This is a genomic window from Janthinobacterium sp. SUN211, assembly GCF_030587315.1.
Classification (GTDB): Bacteria; Pseudomonadota; Gammaproteobacteria; order Burkholderiales; family Burkholderiaceae_D; genus Janthinobacterium; species Janthinobacterium kumbetense.
The window spans coordinates 129396-151060 of record NZ_JAPWIC010000008.1 but is presented as its reverse complement, the minus strand read 5'-3'; the positions used below and the strand labels follow the sequence as shown (position 1 = coordinate 151060).

Genomic DNA, 21665 nt, shown 5'->3' with positions numbered 1-21665 from the left:
AACATCATGTTAGACGCCGCCCTCAAAACCCAACTGAAATCCTACCTGGAAAAAGTGGTGTATCCGCTTGAGTTGGTCGCTTCTCTCGATGACAGCGCAAAAGCCCGCGAGATGAAAGACTTGCTCCAGGAAATAGTCCTGTTGAGCGACAAGATCACGCTGGTCGAGCGCACTGACGCTGGCGTACGGACCCCGTCGTTCAGCATCAACCGCCCAGGCACCGATATCGGCGTGCGTTTCGCCGGCGTGCCGCTGGGCCATGAATTTACCTCGCTGGTGCTGGCGCTGCTGCAAGTGGGCGGCCACACCATCAAGTTCGACGATGCCGTGATCGAGCAGATCCGCAACCTCGACGGCGATTACGAATTTGAAACGTTTATTTCGCTCTCCTGCCATAACTGCCCGGAAGTGGTGCAGGCATTGAATGCCATGGCCGTGATCAACCCACGCATCAAGGTCACCACCATCGATGGCGGCGTGTTCCCGCAAGAAGTGGAAGCGCGCCAGATCATGGCCGTGCCGATGATGTTCCTGAACGGTGAACACTTCGGCCAGGGCCGCACGAATGTCGAGGAAATCCTCGCCAAGCTCGACACCAACGCCGGCGCCCGCCAGGCGGAAGCGCTGAACAAGAAAGATGTCTTTGACGTGCTGATCGTCGGCGGCGGCCCTGCCGGCGCGGCAGCGGCCATCTACGCGGCCCGCAAAGGCATCAAGACGGGCGTGCTGGCCGAGCGTTTCGGCGGCCAGGTGCTCGACACCCTTGCCATCGAGAATTTTATTTCCGTCAAGGAAACGGATGGTCCGAAGTTCGCCATGGCGCTGGAACAGCACGTCAAGGAATACGAAGTCGACATCATGAACACCCAGCGCGCCGCGAAATTGACGCCGGGCAAATTGGTGCAGATCGAAACGGCGAATGGCGCGATCCTGAAAGCCAAGACCGTCATCCTGGCCACCGGCGCCCGCTGGCGCGAAATCAACGTGCCGGGCGAGAAGGAATACCGCAACCACGGTGTCGCCTACTGCCCGCACTGCGATGGCCCGCTGTTCAAGGGCAAGCGCGTGGCCGTGATCGGCGGCGGCAATTCGGGCGTGGAAGCGGCGATCGACCTGGCGGGCCTCGTGAAACACGTGACCCTGATCGAGTTCGGCGCGGAACTGCGCGCCGATGCGGTGCTGCAACGCAAGCTGCACAGCTTGCCTAACGTGACCGTGATCACCTCGGCGCAAACCACCGAGATCCACGGCGACGGCAAGATCGTCAATGGCCTGAGCTACACGGACCGGGTCAGCGGCGAATCGAAGAAGGTCGAGCTGGAAGGCGTCTTCGTGCAAATCGGCCTGGTGCCGAACACGGAATGGCTGAAAGGCACGGTAGCGTTGTCGCGCCACGGCGAAATCGAAGTGGACGCCCGCGGCCAGACCTCGATCCCCGGCGTGTTTGCGGCCGGCGACGTCACCACGGTGCCGTACAAGCAGATCATCATCGCCACCGGCGAAGGCGCCAAGGCAGCCCTGTCCGCCTTTGACCACCTGATCCGCTCGGACGACGAGGAAGTGGTCGAAGAGTCTGCCGCCAAGGAAGCACTGACGGCGTAACTATTGAGCCGTATCAAGAAAAAACCGGAACTGCCGCAAGGGGGTTCCGGTTTTTTTATGTATAGAAGAAACTTAGCTGCCCGCGTACAGCGGATTGCCGGCCACATACACTTGAATCCCGTCGACGGGCATGTCCTTCGGCGCGATGTCGGCCAGGGCGAAGACGGTCCTGTTGTTGAAGGTGTGCACGTGCCACGTAAAACGCTGGCCGGCGCGCGCGATGGTGATGGTTTCGCCGTGCGTGACGTTGATGTGGCGGGCGTCGGTCTGCAGCTCGATGGTGCGCTGGGCGGCGGCGTGCGGGGCGCTGCTGCCATAGTCGGCGGCCGTGCCCGTGGGGCCGGCCGCGATGGCCGAGGTGGCGAAGGCGGCGCACAAAATCGCCAGGGCGCGGCGGTGGGTGTTCAACATAATAATCTCCAAGAATAAGCCAGGCGCGGTGAATAAGCGCGCCGTGTTATGGGTAATGGCTGCACCGGGATCGCCGGTTTTTGCAACACGGCATCGTAAGCTGTCCTTGGTCGATCTGCAAAGCTGTATTTCCTGTCTATATTTCCAGCGTCGCCGCCAGCGGCACGTCCGGCGCCAAATGGCTGGTCAGCACGATGCATTGGCGCGCCAGGCGGGATGGCTCGGCCAGGCGCGCGCGCAAGTGGGCCATGGCGGCCGCGTCGAGACCGTTGAACGGTTCGTCGATCAGCAGCAGGCGCACGGGCAAGGCCAGGGCCAGGGCCAGTTGCAGCTTTTTATGCTGGCCCAGCGAGAGGGCGGTGATGCTTTGCTGCAAGGTTGATGTCATGGCAAAGGCGTGCAGTTCCGCGTTCAGCAGCGACTGGTCGCTGCCTGGGTATAGCGCCAGGTGCAGGTCGAGAAACTCGTGCACTTGCAGCCAGGGCAGGGCGGGCGTGTCGCCGCCGCAATAGAAGGTCTGGGCACGGTAGGCCAGCGGCATGGCGACGCTGTCGACGTCATCGAGGCGGATGGCGCCGCGCGCGGGCAGCAGGGCGCCGCCCGCCAGCTTCAGCAGGGTCGTCTTGCCGGCGCCGTTCGCGCCGCGCAGCCAGGTGACGCCGGGGCCGAATTGCTGGTTGTAGCCCTGGAAGACGCTGTGCGTGGGGAAGTGAAAATCGAGGTGCTCGAGGTGCAGCACGGGAGTAGGCTGGTTCAATTCCATAATTCGCTTCCGATGGCGCTCAAGGCAAGGATGGAGAAAACGACGAGGGCGACGCGCCCGCGCGGCGTCAGGCGGGGCAGGCCGACGATGGCCAGCAGGGCCGCGCTGGCGGTGAGGGCATAGACGCCGGTCACGCGCCGCTGCAGGGCGGCTGGATCGATGCAATACAGCAAGATGCCAGCGCCCAGCAGCACGGCAAAGGCGGGGAGCAGGCTGGCGGCGCAGGCCAGGCGCGTCAAAGTCGTGCTGGCCAGGGGCCAGGCATCCAATGCAGGGCGCAGCACGGCGATCTGCTCGCGCACGGCCTTGTCGCCCCGGTCCGTCACGATGACCAGGCTGGCGCTGGCCAGCAAACCGAGCAGCGGAGCGGGCACGAGCGGTGCGCGCAGCAGCCAGGCCAGCATGCTGGCGCCAGCCGTGGCCAGCAGCACGCTTTGCTGCAGGCCGATCACGTTTTCATTGCGCCAGAACGGCAGCCAGAACAGCTGGCGCCACAGAAACATCGTGCGCCAGCGGGGCCGTTGCGGCACATAGGCCGTCATCGTGGGTGGGCGCGCCCTGTGTGCGGGCCGCGGCGCGCGCAGGCGTTGCGCCACGATGCGCGCCGTCAGCAGCCACGCCAGCAGCCAGACGGCGAGGGTGGCGGCCATGCCGGGCGCGGCAACGGGGCGCAGCCAGGGCGGCGACTGCAGCAGCCAGATGGTAGCCGAGACGGCATAGGCGAGGCCCAGCGGCAGCATCAGCAGGCCGGCCACGGCGATGTCGGCTTGCCAGCGCAGGTGGCGCGGCAAGGGCAGTTGGCGCAGCCACGCGGCGGTGGCGGCAGGCAACAATCGCTTGCGCAGCAGCCAGGCGGGCAGGCACGTGAGCAGCACTTGCGCCGCCAGCAAGCCCAGGGCCGCTGGCCAGGGCAGATTCATGGCGAGAAATCCGGGCAGGGCGATGACGCTGAGCAGGCCCAGCAGGACGGGACCGGCCAGGAACACGAGAATTTCCATGGAACTGGCCAGGCTGGCGGCAAATTGCAGCAAAGCATGATGGGCCAGGCGCAAGCGCAGGGCGAGGTAGGGGGAAAAGCTGCGGGGCAGGCGCATCAGGCAGGAGCGGCGGAGTCGGCAAGAGCGCTGATTCTAGTGCATTTGCGCTCCCACAATGGGAAAAGCCCTTCGGTTCCAGGAACCAAAGGGCTTTTCTTTTATTGGCGGAGCGGACGGGACTCGAACCCGCGACCCCCGACGTGACAGGCCGGTATTCTAACCAACTGAACTACCACTCCAAGCTCGTATGATCTGTGTTGCTGATCCATGAAGCACTGGATAATTTTCTGTTTGGTGGTGGGTGCTGAGAGGCTCGAACTCCCGACCTACGCCTTGTAAGGGCGCCGCTCTACCAACTGAGCTAAGCACCCGCATACCCAGAAAACTATCCCGACGTTTGTCACCACGTCTGGAAGAGGCACTATTATAGGGGGCGCTATCGTGCTTGTGCAACTATTCTTGAGGGGGAATGGCAGTTTTTTTGCTGAAAAGCGCAAAAATGTTCAGGCGAGAGGGGATGGACGTGTTTTTGGCTTCTGAAATGGGAAAAGCCCTTCGGTTCCAGGAACCAAAGGGCTTTTCTTTTATTGGCGGAGCGGACGGGACTCGAACCCGCGACCCCCGACGTGACAGGCCGGTATTCTAACCAACTGAACTACCACTCCAAGCTCGTATGATCTGTATTGCTGATCCATGAAGCACTGGACAGTTTTCTGATTTGGTGGGTGCTGAGAGGCTCGAACTCCCGACCTACGCCTTGTAAGGGCGCCGCTCTACCAACTGAGCTAAGCACCCGTTGCTTGTCTCAGAAAACCATCCCGACGTTTGTCACCACGTCTGGAAGAGGCGCTATTATAGGACGGGTAAAATCCTTCTGCAAGCGCTTTTTTCACTTTACTCTGTAATGCCCCATTGCGACAGCATCCACGCCATATTGAACGCGTTTTCGGCGATGGCGTTATAGCGGCCCGACGCGCCGCCGTGGCCGGCACCCATATTCGTTTTCAGCAGCAGGGGATTGCTGTCCGTTTTATAGGCGCGCAGCTTGGCCACATATTTTGCCGGTTCCCAGTACATGACCTGGCTGTCGTTCAGGCCCGTCGTCACCAGCATGGCGGGATAGTTCTTGCGCGCAATGTTGTCGTACGGCGAGTAGCTGAGCATGTAGTCGTACGCGGCCTTCTGGTTCGGGTCGCCCCATTCCAGGTACTCGCCCGTGGTCAGGGGCAGGCTGGCGTCCATCATGGTGTTCATCACGTCGACAAACGGTACGGCCGCGTGCACGGCGTGGAACAGGTCGGGGCGCATGTTGACGACGGCGCCCATCAGCAAGCCGCCCGCGCTGCCGCCCTGGATGATGAGGCGGTTCGGGCTGGTCCATTTTTCGCGCACCAGGTAGTCGGCGCTGTCGATGAAGTCATTGAAGGTGTTTTTCTTCTTCATCAGCATGCCGTCTTCATGCCAGGCTTCGCCCATGTCGGTGCCGCCGCGGATATGCGCCTGCGCATAGATGACGCCCCGTTCCAGCAGGCTGATGCGGCTGATGGAAAAAGTGGCTTCCGTGGAAATGCCGTAGGAGCCGTACGAGTACAGCAGCAGCGGCGCTGAACCGTCGAGCTTGACGCCTTTCTTGTAGACGACCCACAGCGGCACTTGCACGCCATCGCGCGCCTTCACCCACAAGCGCTGCGTGGTGTAGCGGCTGCTGTCGAAGCCGCCGACGATTTCCTGCTGCTTCAGCACCGTGCGCTTGCCGTCCTGCATGCTGACGTCGATGACGGTGGGCGGCGTGACGGGCGACTGGTAGGACATGCGAAATTGCGTGGCGGAAAACTCCGGCGTGCCGGCCGCCGTGGCCAGGTAGACGGGGTCGTCGAACTGCACCGCCTTCCAGTTCTTTTGCGCAAAATCAAAGATGCGGGCGCGGTTCAGGGCGCGTGTCTTTTCCATCACCACCAGGTAGCCCTGGAAGACGTCGATGGACTGGATCACGGCATCCTTGTTGTGCGGCACGACCGGCTTCCAGTGCTTCGGCTGCGGCGCGGAGAATGGCGCGCTGACGACACGGAAATTCTTCGCCCCCTTGTTGGTCAGAATATACAGCTGGCCGTCGCGGTGCTCGATGCCGTAGCGGTGGCCTTTTTCACGTTTCAGCACGGATTGGAACGTGCCTTGCGGCTTGCTCGTTGGCAGCAGCAGCACTTCGCTCGTGTCCGTGCTGCCCGAGGTGAGCACGAAGAATTGCTTGTCGCGCGTGCGGTCCACATGGATGGCGAACTGCTCCACCGGCTCGTGGTAGACCTGTTGCGGTGCACCGCCCAGGGCCAGGCGGAACAAGCGGTCCGAGCGTTTGGTGGTGGCGTCTTCCTGCGCCAGCATCAGGGTGGCGTTATCCGCCGCCCAGGCCAGCGATGTCACGCGCGGCATGCTGTCGCCCAGCAACTTGCCCGTTTTCAAATCCTTGACGTGCAGCTCGTACTGGCGGAAACCCGTCGTGTCGGTGGTGTAGGCCAGCAACTGTTCATTCGGGCTGATGCTAAATGCGCGCACGGCAAAGAATTTGTGGCCTTCGGCCAATTGATTTTGGTCCAGCAAGATTTCCTCGACCGCCTGCGCATCATAGGCGCCGCTGGCGCCGACGGGGCGGCGGCAGTGAATCGGGTATTGCTTGCCCGCTTCCACACGCGTGTAATAGTAGAAATTGCCCTGGCGCGCAGGCACGGACAAGTCCACTTCCTGCATGCGTCCCTTGACTTCTGCATATACCTTGTCGGCCAGCGGCTGGATCGGCGCCGTGACGGCGGCCGTGTAGGCATTTTCCGCATTCAGGTAGTCGATCACCGCAGGATCGGCTTTCTTTTGCAGCCAGCGGTAGTCGTCCGTGACGACCGTGCCGTGGCGCGTTTCCTGCCAGGCCGTCTTGGCGGCGACGGGGGCGACGGCCGTGGCGATGGTGGCGGTGGCGTCGGCGGCCAGCGCGGATGGCGCCAGCGTGGACAGTAGCAGGGCCGGCAGGATGGATGACCAGACGGACCGGCGACGCAAGGCATGATGTGCTGTAGACAAGGCAACTCCTTTGAATAGTTGTGTCAGGATTGTAATCTTGCTATTGAGAAAAGCAACCGCTGATCGTCGCCATCGGGTCCCGTGCGTTTCAACTTGCATCCGCGGTCATTTCCGGTAATACTGTATGCATGCACAGTATCTTGCCGCAATGAAGGCAAGCCGATCCGCCGCGAGGTGTTTTTTGATTTCATCTGCCCCCACACTTGCCGAAGCACCCGCCGCGCGCCGCTGGATCGCCCACCTGGACATGGACGCCTTCTTTGCCTCCGTGGAACTGTTGAAATATCCGGAATTGCGCGGCGAAGCCGTCGTCATCGGCGGCGGGCGCCTGCAGCAGCCCGTGCTGCAGATTGACGGCACGCGGCAATTTGCGCGCATGCGCGATTATGTGGGGCGCGGCGTCGTCACCACGTCGACCTATGCGGCGCGCGCGTTTGGCGTGTTTTCCGCCATGGGCATCATGAAGGCGGCGAAACTGGCGCCCGACAGCATCCTGCTGCCGGCCGATTTCGAGGCCTACCGCGAGTATTCGGCCCGCTTCAAGCAAGCCGTGGCCCAGTTGTGCCCCATCATCCAGAACGTGGGCATCGATGAAATCTATGTCGACCTGACGGAACACGGCGCGCAGGCGCCGGCCATGGCGGCGCGCCTGAAGGCGGCCGTGTTCGAGGCGACGGGCCTGTCGTGCTCGATTGGCCTGGCGCCTAACAAATTGCTGGCGAAAATCTGTTCCGACCTGGAAAAACCCGACGGACTCACCATTTTGTCGCCCGAGGATATCGCCACGCGTGTGTGGCCCTTGCCGGCGAAAAAGATCAACGGCATCGGGCCGAAGGCGACGGCCAAGCTGGAAGCCCTGGGCATCATCACCGTCGGCGAGCTGGCGCAAGCCGACCTGGCCATGCTGCGCACGCAGTTTGGCGACCTGTACACGGGCTGGCTGCGCCAGGCGGCGATGGGCATTGACGAGCGGCCCGTGCAGACGAGCCGGGAAACCAAGTCCGTCAGCCGCGAAACGACGTTCGAGCGCGACTTGCAGGTGGTGCGCGACCGCGCCACGCTGTCGGAAAAGCTGGAAAGCCTGTGCACGCGCGTGGCGGGCGACTTGGATAAACAGTCGCTGGCGGGGCGCACGGTGGGTATCAAGCTGCGTTTCGAGGATTTCAGCACCGTCACGCGCGACATCACCTTGCCCAGCGCCACGGCGGACGCTGCCGCCATCCTGCGGGCCAGCCGCGATTGCTTGCGGCGCGTGCCATTTGAAAAGAAAATCCGCCTGCTGGGCGTGCGTATCTCGACCTTGTCCGATCCGGCCATCGCGATGCGGCAGGCGCCGGCCCAGGCGGAGCTGTTTCCCGCCCTGTAGCGGTATTCCCCACGCATCAACAACACCGCGCCAGTCCGCGCTTTTGACGGCATTCCCGTGTTGAAAGTGTAGAATGGCGTTCCCCTGGCACTACTGAAACAAACGGAAGACAAAAACTATGTGGTTCAAGAATCTTCAGATTTACCGCCTGCCCGCACCATGGGCTTATACGCCAGAACAACTGGAAGAGGCCTTGTCCTCGAACAAATTTACGCCGGCGACCAGCATGGATCTGATGCGCCAGGGCTGGGATACGCCACGCCCGAACGGCGGCCTGGTCCACGTGGTCAACAAGCAGATGCTGATCTTGCTGGGTACGGAAAAGAAACTGTTGCCAGCGACCGTCATCAACCAGGTGGCCAAGGCCCGCGCCGCCGAGATGGAAGAAGCGCAAGGCTTTGCACCAGGCAAGAAAGCCATGAAGGAATTGAAGGAACGCGTGGCCGACGAGCTGTTGCCGCGCGCCTTCAGCATCCGCAGCAATGTCTGGACGTGGATCGATCCCGTCAATGGCTGGCTGGTGATCGATGCCGCCAGCCCGGCGAAAGCCGATGAAGTCATCAAGCTGCTGCTCAAGGCCGTGGACAAGCTGCCGCTGGAAAGCCTGCGCGTGCAGCGCTCGCCCGTGGCGGTGATGACGGAATGGCTGCAGGCGGACGATGCGCCTGCCGGCTTCACGGTCGACATGGATACGGAATTGCGCGCCACGGGCGAGAGCAAGGCCACCGTGCGCTACGTGCGCCACACCCTGGAAGCGGACGACGTGCGCCGCCACATCGCGGCCGGCAAGCAGTGCACGCGCCTGGCCATGACGTGGAACGACAAGATTTCGTTCGTGCTGACGGAATCGCTGGCCATCAAGAGCGTCAAGCCGCTGGACGTGATCAAGGAAACGGAATCGAGCACGAAGAACGACGAAGAGCGTTTCGACGGCGACGTGATGCTGATGACGGGCGAGTTGAGCAAGCTGATGGCCGACGTGGTCGAAGCCCTGGGCGGCGAAGCGACTGCATAAGCGCAGTCATGCCGGTACGAAAAAGGAGCTGCGGCTCCTTTTTTTTCGTCCTTCGCCTGGCATGACGGGCTTTGGACGAAAAAAAAGGGCCTTGCGTTTGCAAGGCCCTCGGTCGGCTCAGCCTAGGTTGACGAGGTCAACTTAGAACTTGTACTGGGCCGTGAAGTAGAACGAACGCATCATTGGATCTGCGTAGCGTGGATCGTAGCCAACCTGGTGACCACGCGAGCTGCGCAGCGACAGCGGCGGTTCACGATCGAACAGGTTTTTGATACCTGCGCGCAAGGTCACTGCTTTGCTGTACGCATAGCGGCCCTGGAAGTCAACCGTCGTGTACGAAGGCACGTGCAGACGGATATTTTCCTTTGCGTTGGTGGCCAGGTTGACCACCTCGGCCGAAGCGTCGGTGTAGCCATTACGGTAGCTCACGATGACCGTGTTGGTCAGCTTGCCCGATTCCAGGCTCATGTTGAGCTTCATCAGGTTACGGAACGTGACGGCATCGGAAATACCGTAGTAGTTCATGTTGTTGGTCCACTGATCCTTGGTGCCTGGTACGGTGTAGTCGGCCTTGAGCATATGCGTACCGCTCAGGTTAGCCGTGAAGTTACCGATATCGAACTTCTTGCGTGCCGTCATGTCCCAGTCGATACCGCGGTTATGCGTCTGGCCAATGTTCATCGACAGCGACTTGAACGCATAGTACGGCTTGCCGGTCGTCGGTTCGATGTAGATGCCGAACAGGTCGCGGTACATGCCTGGGTTGTTGAACGCTTGCGCTTCGCTCACGGACGAAACCGCATCGGTAATTTTCACGTCCCACAGGTCGGCGCCGAAGGAGAATGCCGAGCTAGGCTCGATACGGAAACCGACGGTGAACTGTTTCGATTTTTCCGGTTTCAGGTTTTCGTTACCACCAGCCATTTTATTGTACTGGCTGTTAGGCGCACGGCACAGCGCATCGCCTGGGAATGGGCAATTCCAGGTAGCACCGGTAAAACCGTTGTTGACCAGTGGCTGACCAATGCTCAGCATGTCCGGAGCCTTGAAGCCCGTGCCGTAGGAGCCGCGCAGCAGTACTTGCTGTATCGGCTGCCAGCGTGCCGTGACCTTGTAGGTATTGGCATTGGCATCCTTGCCGATGGTCTTGTTGATGACGCCATTGTCGATCGCCGACACGGAGTCATAACGGCCAGCCAGACTCACTTCTACCGTTTTGGTGATCGGAGCCAGCAATTCGGCGAAGACGCCGTAGGTTGAACGGCTCAGGTCATAGCGTGGCGAGGTGTTGAAGCCGTAGATGGTGCTGGTGTTTGCACCTGCATCTGGCGTCTGGCCGTAGTTGTACTCGCGGTAGTCGGCGCCGATACCGATGTTGGCTTTGCCGCCTGGCAAGGTGAACAGTTCACGGGAACCGTGCGCATCGATGCCGCGCATGGTGGTCGATGCCGTGCGGATCGAGCCTTTGAATTGCGAATTGTTGATCAGCGCTTGCATTTCCGGCGATGGCGTGCCGGCCGGCACGAACGGGTTGAACGCCGGATTTTTCAGCAGGGCCTTCATATCGGCCGTTTTCGCATAGCCGCCGATGTAGCGTTCATCGATGGAATTTTGCGACCAGGTCAGGCCCGCATCGATGTTCCACGCGCCAATTTCGCCTTCGACGCCGACGACGAAGTGCTTGGTCTCGGTGATGGTGTTGGAGTCGCGGGTACCCCAGTCGCTCATGCGATAGTTGGCTGACACGGAGGTGATGTCCTTGACCTGCTCTGGTGTCAGGTAAGGCAGGACATACTTGTTGTACTGCGCACCGTTAAGCGCAATCGGGATTGCCACCGGATTGGCCGAGATGCGCGCGGTCAGGTCATAACGCGAGTAGGCGACTTCGGCAAACGCATTCAGCGAATCGTTGAGTTTGTAGGTGGCGCGGGTAAACAGGCTGTCGCGCTTCGATTCAGGCACGATTTCAACCGTCGAACCGCCATCGTAGCCGCAAGCCAGCTTATTGGCTGCCAGTGGGGCATTGGTCACGGCGCCACAATTATCATTCTTCGCCAGGTATGGATTGAAGAGGTAATCGTCTTTGCCTTTGACGGACACGGTGGCGTTGGCCGGTGCCGTGCCTATGGCGGTCTTGTCGTAGACGTATTGTTTGCCGTTAAAGCTCACTGGAATACGCGACGAACGGGCGAACGTGCGGTCGGTGGCGCGCAAGTTCGATTGCTCGTCATGGCGGTACGATACCAGCACGTTAAAACGGTCTTCGTCGATGTCGCCGACGCCATAGGTCACGCTGGTGTTCCAGGCGTTGCCGCCCTTGTCTTCCGGACCGCCATAGGTGGCTTCCAGGGAGCCGCCTTGCTGGTTCTTCTTCAGAATGAAGTTGATCACGCCGGCGATGGCGTCCGAGCCGTACAGGGCCGAAGCGCCGTCGGTCAGCACTTCGACGCGTTCAACGGCGCTCATCGGAATGGCGTTCAGGTTGACGGAGGTGCCCGAGCCTTGTGGCGCGATGCGGCGGCCGTTCAGCAGGACCAGGGTGTAATCTTCGCCGATGTCATGGATCGACGCGCTGGTGCGGCCGCCCGAATTGGTGCCTGCTGCGGCGGCGCCGACGGTAAAGCCCTGCATGGCGGGCAGTGCCTGGAGCAGGTCGGCAACCGTGGTGGCGCCCGTCTTGGCGATCGCTTCTTGCGTCAGGCGCTGTACAGGCAAGGCGCCTTCGACAGCGATACGCTTGATACTCGAACCGGTAATTTCAACTTTTTGAATTGCTTCGTCCGCCATGGATTGGCCAGAGAACAAGACGCTACCTGCCAGTACGGTCAGGGCCAGGCGTACGCTGCGTACGCCAATTTTTTCTTTAAATGCCATTGTAACAATTACTCCGTAGTAGTTTTAATAACGACAAGCAGTACACGAGCACCGCTCTGGCCATCGGGTAGATGACCAGCGGTGCTCGTGTACGGTAGGCGGAACCACGTCGGTGGGAGGTGGAAGACTACTTAGCGCAATATTGTTATAAATGCACTTTTGACTTGTCGAGGCGAACATTATGTCGTCTCAGCAAGAAAAAATGCATATCAACCGTGTCGGATTTGGCAATAAATTATGGATACAGAAGAATATTTAATTTAATTGTTAAATTGCAGTTTTATATTTAATAATATCGGTGTTTTTAAAAATGATCAATGGCGTTTTTTTACAACATAAAATTATTGTATTGGCAATTTGATGTTTTACCTGCAATAATTCGATGAAATCTGTTGTTTCGCAGAATTTATGAATGGCCAAAAAACGTAAAAAAAGCCCGTTGAAAACGGGCTGGTCGAATTGTGACAAAGGGTCAGTCAGGCCGCGGGCCGGTCTGCTTTTACCCCTGTCCTGGCATCGCCCTACAAGGGCTGGAACACGCCGGCGGCGCGGTTCTTTTGCACGTTGTCCCAGGCGAAGATCTGGCCATTCATGGCCACGTACACGCCGGCTGGCAAGGTTTGCGCCACGCCGCAGGCAAAGCCCAGGTTGAACAGGGCGTCGGAGTTGTCGATTTCGTAGGGAATCATGGCGCCCGTCAAAATGACCGTTTGCTGCAGGTTCGCCGCGCCCAGCACCTGCGCCGTTTCGCGCATGGTGTCGGTGCCGTGGATGATGACGATGGCTTTTTCCTGTGCCGCGCGGCACGAGGCCAGCACGCGCTGGCGGTCCGCATCCTGCATGTCGAGCGAATCGAGCAGGGGCAATTGCTCCAGCGCCACGGGCGCCGTCATGCGCGCGCGGGCAATCGCTGCCGGCAAATGACTGTCGGAAAAGCCCAGGGTACCGTTCAATTCGTTGTAGTGTTTGTCGAAAGTGCCGCCAGTGGCGAGTATGCGCAAAGTCATGATGTGGTCACGATGTCAGTGGAGAATGACGCGCATGATAGCGTGGATTGGCAGCGTTGCGTGAATGCTGCCGCAGATGGGTCAGCGTGCCTGCCGTCCCGCTACCGCGCCGCATCTGGAAAATTTGGCCATCTGTGAGTACACTGGTTTCTTTGTTTGCCTGCCACCCCGACTCCGTATGAAAGCGCTCGCTCCCGGCACCGTCATTTTTCACCGCCACCGCGGTTACGGGGTGATCACGTCCGTCAATTTGCTGACGGGCTGGATCGCCGCCCGTTTCGGCAGCGAAGCGCGGACCCTGGACCTGAACCTGTCGACCGACGACGTGCAGTTTGCCGATGGCGAAGCGATCCTGTTTCGCCGCGCGCCGCCGGACCGCATGCCGCATGCGCGCCTGATGGCCATGGTGCGCGAGCTGCACCAGGCCGGCTATCAGAAGCTGTATCTGTATTCCTGGCCCAAGCCGTCCGGCCTGCACTGGCGCTGGCATTTGTTTACGGGGCCGCGCGACTGGATGCAGCGGCCCTGGCGCGAAGGCTGGTACGGTTCGGGCGCCGATTACAACGTCAACCCCGTGATGGGCTGGGGCGATACGCCGGGCGCCACCACGGGCGAGCTGATCGATGCCCTGGCCCGTTTCGACCCGCAGGGCCTGGCGCAGGCGCTGGGACGCGACGACGACCATAGCGACTGGTTTGGCCGCGTCTGCGATGCTTTATTACCCAATTACATGTACAGCCTGGACATGCAGCGCACGCCAGGCGAGCCCTTGCCCGACATGCCGCCCGTGCCGGTCGTTGCCGTGCGCGCCGGCGTGGCGCCGTACGCCGGACCGGATATCGCCTGGCCACCCGGCTGGGCCGGCCTGTGGCGCGGCCGCCACGTGCTGCCCGCGCCCGCCATCCGCATCACGGGCGAGCCGGACTTGTTGAAGGGCTTTCAGCGTTCCTGAGGAGCTTGCCGCGCATGCGCCAGCGCCTCGGGATTGAGCAGGCGCGTGCATTGACCTTGCGCAAAATCAACGATGTTTTGCAAGGCGTAGCGGAAATACAGTTCATAGCTGTCACGCTCGACGTAGCCCAGGTGTGGCGTGGCCAGCACGTTCGGCAGCAGCAGCAATGGCGAGCCTGGCGGCAGCGGCTCGTCCGTAAACACATCCAGCGCGGCGGCGCCCGGGCGCCCCTGCGGCAGCGCCGCTTCCAGCGCGCCCTCCATCACCAGCTCGGCGCGGCTCGTGTTGACGAGCAGGGACGTCGGCTTCATGCGCGCCAGGTCCTCGGCTGTTACCAGGCCGCGCGTCGCATCGGACAGGCGCAGGTGCAGGGTCAAGACGTCGGCCTGTTCAAAGAAGGCTTCCCGCGACGTGGCCGCCGTATCGCCGGCCGCCACGGCCGCCGCGCGGCTCGCTTCGCTGCCCCACACGAGGATGTTCATGCCGAAGGCGCGGCCATAGCCGGCGATCAATTGCCCGATCTTGCCGTAGCCCCAGATCGCCAGGGTGCGCCCTTTCAATACCGTGCCAAGCGTATTGCGCTGCGGCTCCAGCGACGATGTCTGCCACAGCCCTTCCTGTAAATGTTGCGCGTATGGCACGATCTTGCGCTGCGCCGCCATGACCAGCGCCCACGTCAGTTCGGCCGGCGCCGTGGGCGAGCCGATGCCTTCCGCGATGGCGATGCCCAGCTCGGTGGCGGCCGGCACGTCGATGTGCCCGCTGACTTTGCCCGTTTGCGAAATCAGTTTCAGGTTCGGCAATTTCGACAGCAAGGCGCGGTTGAAACTGCTGCGTTCGCGGATCAGCACCAGCGCGTCGTATGGCGCCAGGCGGATCGCCAGCTGGCCCAGGCCCCGCGCCGTGTTGCTGAACACCTTGACCTCGTGGCCATCGAGCAACTGGAAGCAATCGAGGCCGCGCACGGCATCCTGGTAATCATCGAGTATGGCAATTTTCATGGTGGATGGCCGATTTTAGTGAGGATTTGGTAGGGAAATAACAGGATACGGGAAATGCTGAATAGCCTACTACATTAGTCAAGCTATTCTCCTACATTTTTGCGAGAATAGCCGTTACGCGGGTGTACAATCGCCGGCACTTTTGAAGCTTCCTGATTATAGTTATAGCGCAAACTGTTCCTGCAGCCTGGGTGCATGATCCAGGTAAACGACACCAGAGCCCTGCCCGCGTGAGCATACCGCCCGCAGTGAGCCGCAGCCACCTCTCAACGATGCTGCCTGTCTTGCCGGAATGACCAGAATTTCTTTTATTGGTATTGGAGGTAATATGAATCAGCCCGTCATGGGTGGCGTCGCCGCACTCAACGTCCCAGCTTATATTAAACAACAGAAACTGATCAACTGGGTGGCCGACATTGCTGCGCTGACCAAGCCAGAGCGTATTTACTGGTGCGATGGTTCGCAAGAAGAGTATGAGCGCTTGTGCGCTGAAATGGTTGCCAGCGGCACCATGAAAAAATTGAATGCGCAAAAGCGCCCGAATTCCTACCTGGCCTGCTCCGATCCGAGCGACGTGGCCCGCGTCGAAGACCGCACGTATATCTGCTCGGCAACGAAAGAAGCGGCCGGCCCGACGAACAACTGGACCGAGCCTGGCGAAATGCGCCACACCTTGAACGGCCTGTTCGATGGTTGCATGCGCGGCCGCACCATGTACGTCGTGCCCTTCTCGATGGGCCCGCTGGGTTCGCCGATCGCGCACATCGGCGTGGAACTGTCCGATTCGCCATATGTCGCCGTCAACATGAAGATCATGACCCGCATGGGCCGTGCCGTGTACGACGTGCTGGGTACGGATGGCGAGTTCGTGCCGTGCGTGCACAGCGTGGGCGCACCGCTGGCCGCCGGCCAGGCCGACGTGAAATGGCCGTGCAACAGCACCAAATACATCGTGCACTTCCCGGAAACGCGCGAAATCTGGTCCTTCGGTTCGGGTTACGGCGGCAACGCCTTGCTGGGCAAGAAATGTTTCGCCCTGCGCATCGCCTCGAACATGGGTTACCAGGAAGCGCAAGCATCGGACAGCAACCCGGGCTGGTTGGCCGAACACATGCTGATCCTCGGCGTGGAATCGCCGGAAGGCAAGAAACACTACGTGGCGGCAGCGTTCCCGTCCGCTTGCGGCAAGACCAACTTCGCCATGCTGATTCCGCCGGCAAGTTTTAACGGCTGGAAAGTGACGACCATCGGTGACGATATCGCCTGGATCAAGCCGGGCGCCGACGGCCGTTTGTACGCCATCAACCCGGAAGCCGGTTATTTTGGCGTGGCGCCGGGCACCAACGAAAAAACCAATTACAACTGCATGGCGTCCATGCGCGACAACACGATCTTCACCAACGTGGCGCTGACGGACGACGGCGACGTCTGGTGGGAAGGTTTGACGAAAGAAGCACCAAGCCACCTGATCGACTGGCAGGGCAAGGACTGGACGCCAGCGTCCGGCACCAAGGCGGCGCACCCGAATGCGCGCTTCACGGTTGCGGCAACGCAAAACCCAGTGATCGACGCTGCCTGGGACGATCCGGCCGGCGTGCCGATCTCGGCCTTCATCTTCGGCGGCCGCCGCTCCACCACCGTGCCGCTGGTGACGGAAGCGCGCAACTGGGTCGAGGGCGTCTACATGGCCGCCACCATGGGCTCGGAAACGACGGCCGCGGCCGTGGGCCAGATGGGCGTCGTGCGCCGCGATCCATTTGCCATGTTGCCGTTTATCGGCTATAACATGAGCGATTACTTCCAGCACTGGCTGGACATGGGCGTCAAGGTGGGCAAGGTCAACCCGGCTGCCCTGCCGAAGATCTATTGCGTCAACTGGTTCCGTACGGACGAGGCTGGCAAATTCGTCTGGCCTGGCTTTGGCGACAACATGCGCGTGCTCAAATGGATGCTGGAGCGTATCGAAGGCAAGGCGGGCGGCGTGGAAAACCTGTTCGGCACGACGCCGCAGTATGGCGACCTGAACTGGGATGGCTTGCCATTCACGCAAGAACAGTTCGACACCATCACCTCGATCGACAAGGCCGCGTGGGTGGAAGAATTGAAATTGCATACGGAGTTGTTCGAAAAACTCGCGTATCATCTGCCGCAGGAATTGGCAGGTCACAAGGCGGCGCTGGAAAAGCGGCTGAGTGCGTAAGTTAGCGTCAAGCGGCGCCTGACAAGCTTGTCAGGTGTGAAGAGTTGTAGTGGGGGAGAAACACGCCGGCAAAGACTGGCGTGAGATAAATGACACGCCGGCAATGACTGGGGTGCTAGCAAAAAGAGAAACGGCGCGGATTGCATGAGCAATCCGCGCCGTTTTTTATGGCGCGTTTGAGGCGTCTAGCCTGTCTGGGCCGGCACGAGATAAATCGGATAGACCTCGTCCATCATTGCTGGACACTCATCCGGCTTTGCCTTTGGAAATGTGACGGACAGGGGCGCTGTCTCATGCAAGCGGTCTTCCACTTCCAGCACGCCTGCGTAGGCCTTGACCTCGCGTGGGGCAGGCGCCTGGCAATCGCCGACCGCCAGTTCGCGGCCATTGCCATGAAAGCTGCTGCCATGGGCGATGTCGGTACACAGGGACGGCCAGTATTGGAATGAAAAAAAGCGTCCTGGCGGCGCGGTTTGCTGCCTGTCTTCCTGATGTAATTTGTGCCGCATGAAGTACATCACAAGCGACTCATACGCGTCGTAGGCTGGTGGCCAAGCCAGTTGCAAGGGCTGGCTGGCCAGCTTGGCGGTCCTGGAGCAAGTGCCACCCTGCGCCATCTGCAAACGCTCACGCCGCGGTGCGCCGTCTGTGCGAATGGAAAATTGGCCTGGGGCATTGATGCGCAAGGGCGTGGTGCCCATGCGCAGCACCGCTGTTAGCTTGCGCTCTGTAGAGCGATAGCTGATGTCGTACAGCTTGCCAGGCTTGAAGCCTTCGCGCGCCTCGATCCTGTATAAGCCATAGGAGGCATCGATTTCCTCGCTGACCTCACGCAAGCCCTGCTGCATGGCGAAGCGCTTGACGGCATCGCTCGGCCCCTCCGGTTCCGGTTTGTCCCAGCTCCGTTCCATGGCTTTCACTCCGCGGCATATCGGCATGGACGCGTTCTTCTCTTCGGCGCATTGCTGCATTTCCGGGCTGGCCAGATAGTAAATATAGGGCTGTACTCCCATCTGTTTTTCCACGCGCAATCGTACCGCCACCGGTGTCAGCTTGCGCCCCGTACCGCGTTCGATAATACGAAACCGCTTGGTGGAAAGGGGGACTGGCGGGCCGACAAGGATATGGCCATCCTGATCCCTGAGCAGGAAATCGGGAGATTGATTTGGAAGAAACAGGATGCCGCGTGCATTGGCAGGCACCGTGACCACGGCCGGCTTGCCGGATGCGGCCGGTGCCGCATGGAGGAACTCGCCGGATATCCCCTGCATGCAGGAACACGCCACCGCCACGCTGGACGACAGCAACCATGACGTGGTTACGCAATGGCGAACCCAGCTGGATAAACGTGAAGGGAAGTGCGGCATGTTTTCTCTGAAAGCCGGTGCTGTGACCAGAGAAAATAGTTTCCCATAGAAAAATCCCCCGGACAAGATCATTCGCCGGGGGATCGAGCGGGAGGCGCGGCTTATTGCTTGAGCAGCGGCCCCAGGTATTTACCCGTCACGCTGGCCGGATTCAGGGCCACGTCTTCCGGCGTGCCCGTGGCGATGATCTGGCCGCCGCCGGCGCCCCCTTCGGGACCCAGGTCGACGATCCAGTCGGCCGTCTTGATGACGTCCAGGTTGTGCTCGATGATGACGAGGGTGTTGCCCTGGTCGCGCAGGCGGTGGATGACCTTTAACAGTAAATCGATGTCGTGGAAGTGCAAGCCCGTCGTCGGTTCATCGAGGATGTACAGGGTGCGGCCCGTGTCGCGCTTGGACAATTCCAGCGACAGTTTCACGCGTTGCGCCTCGCCGCCGGACAGGGTGGTGGCGCTTTGCCCCAGCTTGATGTAGCCCAGGCCCACGTCGAGCAGGGTTTGCAGCTTGCGCGCGATCAAGGGGACCGGTTTGAAGAATTCATGCGCCTCTTCCACCGTCATGCCCAGCACTTCCGTGATGTTCTTGCCCTTGTATTGCACTTCCAGCGTTTCGCGGTTGTAGCGCTTGCCGTGGCACACGTCGCATGGCACGTAGACGTCGGGCAAGAAATGCATCTCGACCTTGATCACGCCATCGCCCTGGCAGGCTTCGCAACGTCCGCCCTTCACGTTGAACGAGAAGCGGCCCGCGCTGTAACCGCGTTCCTTGGCCGTCGGCACGGTGGAGAACAAATCGCGGATCGGCGTAAACAAGCCCGTGTAGGTGGCGGGATTCGAGCGCGGCGTGCGGCCGATCGGCGCCTGGTCGACGGAAATGACCTTGTCGAAGTGTTCCAGGCCGCTGATCGAGTCGTGCGGCGCCGGTTCCGTCTGCGAACCATACAAATGGCGCGACAGGGCAGGATACAAGGTATCGTTGACGAGCGACGACTTGCCCGAGCCGGACACGCCCGTGACGCACGTCATCAAGCCCACCGGCAAGCTCAGCGACACCTTCTTCAGGTTGTTGCCTGTCGCGCCAGTAATGAGCAACTGCTTTTCCGGATTGCTGGCGTGGCGCTTGGCCGGCACGGCGATTTTCAGCTTGCCGTTCAGGTACTGCGCCGTCAGCGATTTCTTGTTTTTCAGAATCTCGGGCAAGGTGCCTTCGGCGATGATTTCGCCGCCGTGCACGCCCGCGCCGATGCCCATGTCGACGATATAGTCGGCCGTGCGGATGGCGTCTTCGTCATGCTCGACCACCAGCACGCTGTTGCCGATGTCGCGCAAGTGTTTCAAGGTTTCGATCAAGCGGTCATTATCGCGCTGATGCAAGCCGATCGACGGTTCATCGAGCACATACATGACGCCCGTCAAACCGGAGCCGATCTGCGACGCCAGGCGGATGCGTTGTGCTTCGCCGCCGGACAGCGTGTCGGCGCTACGGTCCAGCGACAGGTAATCGAGGCCCACATTGTTGAGGAATTTCAGGCGAGAAATGATTTCCTTGACCACGCGGTCGGCGATCTCTTTCTTGGCGCCCGTCAGTTTCAGTTTTTCAAAGAATTCCAGCGTCTCGCGCAGCGGTTTTTCCGCCACTTCATAGATGGCGCGCTGCTGCTTGCCCGTGCCGACCTTGACGAAGCGCGCCTCCACGCGCAGGCGCGCGCCATCGCATGAGGGGCAGCATTTTTCATTGATGAACTTGGCCAGCTCCTCCTTGACGGCCATCGAGTCCGTTTCGCGGTAGCGGCGCTGCAGATTGTTGACCACGCCTTCGAACGTGTGTTCCTTGATGACGGTGCGGCCCCGTTCATTGACATAGGTAAACGGAATCACTTGCTTGCCGGAACCGTACAGCACGGCTTGCTGGGCATTCAGTGCCAGCTGTTCGAACGGCATGTCCAGGTCGAACTCGTAATACGCGGCCAGGTTCGACAGCATCTGGAAGTAAAACTGGTTGCGGCGGTCCCAGCCCTTGACGGCGCCCGAGGCGAGCGACAGGTTCGGGAACGCGACGATGCGTTTCGGGTCAAAGAATTCAATGTGTCCCAGGCCGTCGCATTCGGGGCAGGCGCCCATGGGGTTGTTGAACGAGAACAGCCGCGGTTCCAGTTCCTGCAGGGAATAGCCGCACACATTGCAGGCGAACTTGTTGGAATACACGTGTTCCTGGGCCGTATCCATTTCGTAGGCAATGGCGCGGCCGTCGGCCAGGCGCAGGGCCGTCTCGAAACTTTCCGCCAGGCGTTGCTTGATCTCCTGGTTCACCTTGACGCGGTCGATGACGACGTCGATCGTGTGTTTTTCCGTTTTCTTTAATTTCGGGAGGTCATCGACTTCATAGATTTTCGCCGCGTGCGTGCCGCTCTGCACGCGGAAACGCACGAAGCCCTGCGCCTGCATCTGCTCGAACAGGTCGACGTGTTCGCCCTTGCGGTTGGCGACGACGGGCGCCAGGATCATCAGCTTGGTGTCTTCCGGCATGGCCAGCACGGCGTCGACCATTTGCGAGACGGACTGGGCGGCCAGCGCGTTTTCCGGATGATCGGGGCAGTAGGGCGTACCCACGCGCGCATACAGCAGGCGCAAATAGTCGTGGATTTCCGTCACGGTGCCCACCGTCGAGCGCGGGTTGTGCGAAGTTGCCTTCTGTTCGATGGAGATGGCGGGAGATAATCCCTCGATCAGGTCGACATCCGGTTTTTCCATCAGCTGCAGGAACTGGCGCGCATACGCCGACAGCGACTCGACATAGCGGCGCTGGCCTTCTGCGTACAGGGTGTCGAAGGCCAGCGAAGACTTGCCGGAGCCGGACAAGCCGGTAATCACGATCAGTTTATTGCGCGGCAAATCGAGATTGATATTCTTGAGGTTATGCGTGCGAGCGCCGCGAATGCGGATCTGTTCCATGTGATTGCCTTGCTTTCAGTGAGTGGTGCGGCCGGCGCATTGTGCCTGGGTGC

General features: G+C 60.7%; 14 protein-coding genes and 4 tRNA genes. 5 read left to right on the top strand and 13 right to left on the bottom strand.

Annotated features, from left to right (window positions below):
* The first annotated feature begins 6 nt into the window (after window positions 1-6).
* Window positions 7-1602: an alkyl hydroperoxide reductase subunit F gene (gene ahpF, locus O3301_RS23655; RefSeq protein ID WP_305057674.1), complete on the top strand. Its 1596-nt coding sequence runs from the start codon at window positions 7-9 to the stop codon at window positions 1600-1602.
* A 72-nt stretch (window positions 1603-1674) separates the two neighbouring features.
* Here the strand turns inward: ahpF and O3301_RS23650 are convergent, their stop codons facing one another.
* From O3301_RS23650 to O3301_RS23615, 8 genes are all read right to left on the bottom strand, one after another.
* Complete coding sequence (locus O3301_RS23650; RefSeq protein ID WP_289919880.1) at window positions 1675-2013, bottom strand: CzcE family metal-binding protein; 339 nt, start codon at window positions 2011-2013, stop codon at window positions 1675-1677.
* Between the two features lie 136 nt (window positions 2014-2149).
* A complete protein-coding gene (locus O3301_RS23645) occupies window positions 2150-2776 on the bottom strand; it encodes an ATP-binding cassette domain-containing protein (protein ID WP_305057673.1) in 627 nt (208 codons plus the stop codon).
* Entirely contained in the window at window positions 2767-3870 is a 1104-nt protein-coding gene (locus tag O3301_RS23640; RefSeq protein WP_305057672.1) for a hypothetical protein, read from the bottom strand. Before O3301_RS23640 ends, O3301_RS23645 begins: the two co-directional genes overlap by 10 nt.
* 105 nt (window positions 3871-3975) lie before the next feature.
* Window positions 3976-4052: transfer RNA gene (locus O3301_RS23635), tRNA-Asp, on the bottom strand.
* A gap of 56 nt (window positions 4053-4108) precedes the next feature.
* Window positions 4109-4184 (bottom strand) — tRNA-Val (locus tag O3301_RS23630).
* A 217-nt stretch (window positions 4185-4401) separates the two neighbouring features.
* A tRNA-Asp gene (locus O3301_RS23625) sits at window positions 4402-4478 on the bottom strand.
* Between the two features lie 54 nt (window positions 4479-4532).
* Window positions 4533-4608 (bottom strand) — tRNA-Val (locus O3301_RS23620).
* A gap of 99 nt (window positions 4609-4707) precedes the next feature.
* A complete protein-coding gene (locus O3301_RS23615; protein WP_305057671.1) occupies window positions 4708-6879 on the bottom strand; it encodes a S9 family peptidase in 2172 nt (723 codons plus the stop codon).
* A 181-nt stretch (window positions 6880-7060) separates the two neighbouring features.
* Between O3301_RS23615 and dinB the strand changes: the two genes are divergently transcribed.
* Together dinB and O3301_RS23605 are read left to right on the top strand one after the other, a co-directional pair.
* Window positions 7061-8245 (top strand): DNA polymerase IV, encoded by a 1185-nt coding sequence (gene dinB, locus O3301_RS23610; protein ID WP_305057670.1) that lies wholly within the window; start codon window positions 7061-7063, stop codon window positions 8243-8245.
* Between the two features lie 118 nt (window positions 8246-8363).
* Complete coding sequence (locus O3301_RS23605; RefSeq protein ID WP_070302999.1) at window positions 8364-9260, top strand: recombination-associated protein RdgC; 897 nt, start codon at window positions 8364-8366, stop codon at window positions 9258-9260.
* A 141-nt stretch (window positions 9261-9401) separates the two neighbouring features.
* Here the strand turns inward: O3301_RS23605 and O3301_RS23600 are convergent, their stop codons facing one another.
* Together O3301_RS23600 and O3301_RS23595 are read right to left on the bottom strand one after the other, a co-directional pair.
* The gene (locus O3301_RS23600) at window positions 9402-12047 is read right to left on the bottom strand and encodes a TonB-dependent receptor (protein WP_289919890.1); all 2646 of its coding nucleotides are present in this window, start codon (window positions 12045-12047) and stop codon (window positions 9402-9404) included.
* Between the two features lie 608 nt (window positions 12048-12655).
* Window positions 12656-13141 (bottom strand): asparaginase domain-containing protein, encoded by a 486-nt coding sequence (locus O3301_RS23595; protein WP_034781194.1) that lies wholly within the window; start codon window positions 13139-13141, stop codon window positions 12656-12658.
* Window positions 13142-13319: 178 nt separating this feature from the next.
* Between O3301_RS23595 and O3301_RS23590 the strand changes: the two genes are divergently transcribed.
* Complete coding sequence (locus O3301_RS23590) at window positions 13320-14093, top strand: L-asparaginase (protein WP_305057669.1); 774 nt, start codon at window positions 13320-13322, stop codon at window positions 14091-14093.
* Here the strand turns inward: O3301_RS23590 and O3301_RS23585 are convergent.
* Window positions 14081-15094, bottom strand: coding sequence for a D-2-hydroxyacid dehydrogenase family protein (locus O3301_RS23585; protein WP_305057668.1), 1014 nt, complete (start codon window positions 15092-15094; stop codon window positions 14081-14083). The two genes, O3301_RS23590 and O3301_RS23585, sit on opposite strands and share 13 nt — an antisense overlap.
* Before the next feature lie 328 nt (window positions 15095-15422).
* On the opposite strand from O3301_RS23585, the gene O3301_RS23580 reads away from it, so the two are divergent.
* Entirely contained in the window at window positions 15423-17294 is a 1872-nt protein-coding gene (locus tag O3301_RS23580) for a phosphoenolpyruvate carboxykinase (GTP) (protein ID WP_099666117.1), read from the top strand.
* 185 nt (window positions 17295-17479) lie between these two features.
* Here the strand turns inward: O3301_RS23580 and O3301_RS23575 are convergent, their stop codons facing one another.
* Together O3301_RS23575 and uvrA are read right to left on the bottom strand one after the other, a co-directional pair.
* Window positions 17480-18565: a hypothetical protein gene (locus O3301_RS23575; protein ID WP_305057667.1), complete on the bottom strand. Its 1086-nt coding sequence runs from the start codon at window positions 18563-18565 to the stop codon at window positions 17480-17482.
* 197 nt (window positions 18566-18762) lie between these two features.
* Window positions 18763-21612: an excinuclease ABC subunit UvrA gene (uvrA, locus tag O3301_RS23570; protein WP_251351697.1), complete on the bottom strand. Its 2850-nt coding sequence runs from the start codon at window positions 21610-21612 to the stop codon at window positions 18763-18765.
* Window positions 21613-21665 lie beyond the last annotated feature (53 nt).